Source organism: Herminiimonas sp. (assembly GCF_030645555.1).
GTDB lineage: Bacteria > Pseudomonadota > Gammaproteobacteria > Burkholderiales > Burkholderiaceae_D > Oxalicibacterium.
The window spans coordinates 1-5601 of record NZ_JAUSME010000111.1 but is presented as its reverse complement, the minus strand read 5'-3'; the positions used below and the strand labels follow the sequence as shown (position 1 = coordinate 5601).

The window sequence follows — 5601 nt, the reverse complement described above, 5'->3', positions numbered from 1 at the left end:
CCGGATAAATTCGTCGGCCCGGCCGGTTTGTTGCAGGCGTATCGCTTCATTGCCGATACCCGGGATCATGCCACTGGCGAGCGTCTGGATAATCTGGAAGATCCTTATCGCTTGTTCCGCTGCCATTCGATCATGAATTGCGTCGATGTTTGCCCGAAAGGCTTGAACCCGACGCGCGCGATCGGAAAAATCAAGGAACTGATGGTCCGTCGCGCCGTATAAAAAGCGCGATAAAAAGGCGCGATAAGCCAGGACTCGCATGCGAGCCCTGGTTCCGGTTTTTACGCAGAATGACGTGGCAATAGTGTCAAACAGATTGATTGAGAGTCCATGTCCGTAACCCATCAAGCTGATCCAGTAAAACGCGCACGCCTCAGGTGGCGCGCGCGCCGCGGCTTGCTGGAAAACGATTTGCTGCTGACACGATTTCTGGATGAGCATGAAGCAACGCTGACGGATGAAGAGGTCGAGGCCTTTTCGATATTGCTGGAGTTGCCGGATAACGATTTACTGAATTTTCTGTTGGCGCGCAAGGAACCTGAGAGTGAAATCGATTTACCTCATGTTCGCGCGCTGCTTACGAGACTGAGGGCGGTTTAACGCACGTTTCGACTGGTTTTTTAATATTGCGATTTATTCTTAAATCGACTCACCCCCTCGCTACTAGAAGGAAGAGCCATGCCCCACTCACAATCTGACACCAAAGCCACACTGTCGTTTTCCGACGGTACGCCATCATTGGAGTTGCCTATCTACAAGGGCACCGTTGGCCCTGATGTCATCGATATACGCAAACTGTATGGCGCGAGCGGTAAATTCACCTACGATCCAGGCTTCATGTCGACGGCTGCGTGCAATTCGACGATTACCTATATCGATGGCGATAAAGGCGAATTGCTGTATCGCGGTTATCCGATCGAGCAGTTGGCGGTGAATTGCGATTTCCTCGAAACCAGCTATCTGCTGTTGAAAGGCGAATTGCCGAATGCAGCCCAGAAGGCCGCCTTCGTCAAAACGGTGACGAACCACACGATGCTGCATGAGCAGATGCAATTCTTCTTCCGCGGCTTCCGTCGCGATGCGCATCCTATGTCGGTGCTGGTCGGCACTGTCGGTGCCCTGGCATCCTTCTATCATGATTCGCTCGATATCACTGATGCGCACCACCGCGAAGTATCGGCTATCCGCCTGATCGCCAAGATGCCGACGCTGGTGGCGATGTCGTACAAGTATTCGGTCGGCCAGCCATTCGTCTATCCGCGCAATGACTTGTCTTTCAGCGCCAACTTCATGCACATGATGTTCTCGACGCCTAGCGAAGAGTACAAGATCAATGATGTGCTGGTGCGCGCACTGGACCGTATCCTGATCCTGCATGCCGATCACGAGCAAAATGCATCGACCTCGACCGTGCGTTTGTCCGGTTCGTCCGGCGCCAACCCATTTGCCTGCATCGCTGCAGGTATCGCCTGTTTGTGGGGCCCGGCACATGGCGGCGCCAACGAAGCTGCACTGAACATGCTGAAGGAAATCGGTTCGGTCGACAAGATTCCTGAGTTCATCGCCAAGGTCAAGGACAAGAATTCCGGCGTCAAGCTGATGGGCTTCGGCCATCGCGTCTACAAGAACTTCGATCCGCGCGCCAAACTGATGCGCGAAACCTGTCACGAAGTGCTGAACGAACTCGGTCTGCACGATGACCCGTTGTTCAAGCTGGCGATGGAACTGGAAAGAATTGCACTCGAAGATGAATACTTCGTCTCGCGCAAACTGTATCCGAACGTCGATTTTTACTCGGGTATCGTGCAATCGGCGCTGGGTATTCCAGTGTCGCTGTTTACCGGTATCTTCGCGATGGCGCGGACAGTAGGCTGGGTCGCGCAATGGAATGAAATGATTTCAGATCCGGAACAAAAAATCGGCCGTCCGCGTCAATTGTTCATCGGTGAAACAACACGCGATGTACCAGAGATGTCGAAACGTCCAGTCTGAGTAATACAGACAAGAAGCGGATCGTCTGATTCGTTTCTTGTCATCCTGTAGTTATGCTATTCTCGTTTCAAACACGAGTTACCGAAGTTACCGAATTTAAAGCTATCGAATAAAACGTCCTTCCCCACAACTTGATGTGCAATCCGCTAATCGGTCAGGCCGTGTCGCGGAAGGTTGAATAACCCGCTAATCTCGCGAAACGCGAAGAAAGGTGAGCAATATGATGCAGCAAACTATTTCCAACTCCTATTTGTTTGGAGGCAATGCGCCGTACGTTGAAGAACTGTACGAAGCTTACCTCGACAATCCCGGCTCCGTTCCAGACAACTGGCGCGCCTATTTCGACGCCATGCAGCATGTGCCTGCGGTCGATGGCTCGAGCAAGCCCGACGTCGCGCATGCCTCTGTCATCGCCTCCTTTGCCGAGCGCGCCAAGCATGGTCCTATCCGCACGGTTACCGCCTCGGAAGATGTCGAGATGGGCCGCAAGCGCGTCGCCGTCACGCAACTGATCGCCGCGTATCGTGTACTGGGCAATAACTGGGCCAATCTGGATCCGCTGCAGCGCCAGGAACGTCCGCCTATCCCGCAACTGGAACCAAGTTTTTACGGCTTCACCGATGCTGACATGGATATCGTGTTCAACATCAGCAATACCTATTTCGGTACCGAAACCTCGTCACTGCGTGACTTGCTCAACGCCTTGCGCGATACCTACTGCCGTTCGATCGGGCCGGAATTCATGTACATCAGCGATCCTGCGCAAAAGCTCTGGCTGCAGGAACGCTTTGAATCTATCCGTTCTACGCCTACCTTTTCGAGCGAAAAGAAGAAACACATCCTGGCGCGTCTGACCGCGGCTGAAGGCCTGGAGCGTTATCTGCATACCAAGTACGTCGGCCAAAAGCGTTTTTCGCTCGAAGGCAGTGAAAGCTTTATCGCGGCACTCGATGAAGTGATCCAGCGCGGCGGTGAAAAAGGCGTGCAGGAAATCGTCATCGGCATGGCACATCGCGGCCGTTTGAATGTGCTGGTCAATACGCTGGGCAAGATGCCGCAGGAACTGTTTGCCGAATTCGAAGGCCGTCATGGCGACGATTTGCCATCCGGCGACGTCAAATACCATCAAGGTTTTTCATCGGATATCAGTACGCCAGGCGGCCCGGTCCATCTGTCGCTGGCCTTCAATCCCTCGCACCTGGAAATCGTCAATCCGGTCGTCGAAGGCTCGGTCCGTGCACGCATCGAGCGGCGCGGCCAGAACGATCCGTCGCAACAGGTCCTGCCTATCCTGATCCATGGCGATGCGGCCTTCGCCGGCCAGGGCGTCATCATGGAAACGCTGAACCTGGCGCAAACACGCGGCTACGGCACCGGCGGCACCGTGCACATCATCATCAACAACCAGATCGGTTTCACGACCTCGGATCCGCGCGATTCACGCTCGACGCTGTATTGCACCGACGTTTCAAAAATGATTGAAGCGCCGGTCATCCATGTCAATGGCGATGATCCGGAAGCTGTCATCTTTGCAGCGCAGATCGCCATCGATTACCGTCTCGAATTCCGCAAGGACATCGTGGTCGACATCGTGTGTTACCGCAAATTGGGACACAACGAGCAGGATACGCCGGCGCTGACCCAGCCGCTGATGTACAAGAAGATTGCCCAGCATCCCGGCACGCGCAAACTGTATGCCGACAAGCTGGTGACGCAGGGAACCATCGCAGCCGATGCGGGCGATGCGATGGTCAAGGAATACCGTGATGCGATGGATGCCGGCCAGCACACGATCAATCCTGTCATTTCCAACTTCAAGAGCAAATACGCGGTGGACTGGATGCCGTTCCTGAACCGCAAATGGACCGATGCTGCCGATACTGCGGTGCCTATCACCGAGCTGAAGCGCTTGTCAGAGCGGATCACGGCGATCCCGGAAAATTTCAAGGCGCATCCGCTGGTTGAAAAAGTATTGGCAGACCGCGCCACCATGGGCCGTGGCGAGATGAATCTCGACTGGGGCATGGGCGAGCATCTGGCTTATGCATCCCTGGTCAGTTCCGGTTATGCGGTGCGTCTGACCGGGCAGGATGCTGGTCGCGGCACCTTCGTGCATCGCCATGCAGTCTTGCATGACCAGAACCGCGAACGCTGGGATGCCGGTACTTATGTGCCTTTGCAGAATGTTTCCGATCAACAGGCCTGGTTCCGTGTGATCGATTCGGTGCTGTCGGAAGAAGCGGTGCTGGCCTACGAATATGGCTACTCGACAGCAGAACCGAATACGCTGGTGATCTGGGAAGCGCAATTCGGCGATTTTGCCAACGGCGCACAAGTCGTCATCGACCAGTTCATCAGCTCCGGCGAAGTCAAGTGGGGCCGCGTCTCCGGCCTGGTCATGATGCTGCCACATGGTTACGAAGGGCAGGGTCCGGAACATTCTTCCGCACGTCCGGAGCGTTTCCTGCAACTGTGCGCAGACAATAATATGCAAGTGGTGCAACCGACCACTGCGGCACAGATTTTCCATCTGCTGCGCCGTCAAATGATACGGATGTTCCGCAAACCGCTGGTGATCCTGACGCCTAAATCGCTGTTGCGCAACAAGGATGCCGGATCGCCATTGAGTGAATTGGCCAAGGGATCCTTCCAGACCGTCATCGGTGAAGTGGATGCCACGATAGATGCGAAGAAAGTCAAACGTGTCCTGGCCTGTTCTGGTCGCGTGTATTACGACCTGGTCAATGCCCGCAAGGAGCGCGGACAGCATGATGTGGCTATCATCCGTCTTGAGCAGCTGTATCCATTCCCGCATAAGGCATTGACGGCAGAGCTCAAGAAATTCCCTAACGTGACGGAATTGGTATGGACGCAGGATGAACCGCAAAATCAGGGCGCATGGTTCCAGATACAGCACAACATCCTGGAAAACATGGCGGATGGACAGAAGCTTGCCTATGCCGGACGTCCGGCCAGTGCCTCGCCTGCCGTCGGTTATTACGACAAGCATTACGCGCAGCAAAAGGCCTTGATCGAAACCGCCTTCAGCAAATTAAAAGGTTTTGTACTGACCAAATAAAGACCCTGCGGCATCCCATATGCTGGGCTGCCGTACGAACAACCCGAAACGGAGAGTTACATGGCAATTCTTGAAATCACAGTTCCGCAACTGTCGGAATCCGTCGCAGAGGCAACACTGCTGCAATGGCATAAAAAAGTAGGCGAAGCCGTCGCGCGCGACGAAAACCTGATCGATATCGAAACCGACAAGGTGGTGCTGGAGCTGCCGGCACCTGCGGCCGGCGTCATCACGAAAATCATTCGCGAAGATAACAGCACCGTGGTCGCCGGCGAAGTCATTGCGCTGCTCGATACCGATCTTTCCGCTGCAGTCGCACCATCGACTCCAGCTCCGGCTGTTGCAGCTGCAGCGCAAGTTGCTGCGGCACCGGTAGCGGCGACGCATGTGCAGCCCTCATCGAATGCCGCGGGCGGCATAGCGATGCCTGCAGCGGCAAAGATGCTGTCTGAAAACAAGCTGACGACCAGCGATGTCGCCGGTACCGGCAAGGATGGCCGCGTCACCAAGGGCGACGTGATCAACCAGCT

4 protein-coding genes and 1 pseudogene are annotated in these 5601 nt (G+C 55.0%); all 5 read left to right on the top strand.

The genetic code is table 11. The features are described from left to right. Positions 1-222: pseudogene (gene sdhB / locus Q7T06_RS04515) on the top strand (succinate dehydrogenase iron-sulfur subunit); the annotation flags it as partial. Positions 223-330: 108 nt separating this feature from the next. After that, the gene (locus Q7T06_RS04510) at positions 331-600 is read left to right on the top strand and encodes a succinate dehydrogenase assembly factor 2 (protein ID WP_304780905.1); all 270 of its coding nucleotides are present in this window, start codon (positions 331-333) and stop codon (positions 598-600) included. A 78-nt stretch (positions 601-678) separates the two neighbouring features. After that, a complete protein-coding gene (gene gltA, locus Q7T06_RS04505; RefSeq protein ID WP_304780903.1) occupies positions 679-1992 on the top strand; it encodes a citrate synthase in 1314 nt (437 codons plus the stop codon). A 220-nt stretch (positions 1993-2212) separates the two neighbouring features. Beyond that, entirely contained in the window at positions 2213-5071 is a 2859-nt protein-coding gene (locus Q7T06_RS04500) for a 2-oxoglutarate dehydrogenase E1 component (RefSeq protein ID WP_304780900.1), read from the top strand. Between the two features lie 60 nt (positions 5072-5131). Then, on the top strand, positions 5132-5601 hold a 470-nt coding region (locus tag Q7T06_RS04495; protein WP_304780897.1), incomplete at its 3' end, for a biotin/lipoyl-containing protein.

Bases quoted from the DNA above. Each gene is read 5' to 3' on its own strand.
- Q7T06_RS04510 (WP_304780905.1), top strand. From the start codon at position 331: ATGTCCGTAACCCATCAAGCTGATCCAGTAAAACGCGCACGCCTCAGG.
- gltA (WP_304780903.1), top strand. From the start codon at position 679: ATGCCCCACTCACAATCTGACACCAAAGCCACACTGTCGTTTTCCGAC.
- Q7T06_RS04500 (WP_304780900.1), top strand. From the start codon at position 2,213: ATGATGCAGCAAACTATTTCCAACTCCTATTTGTTTGGAGGCAATGCG.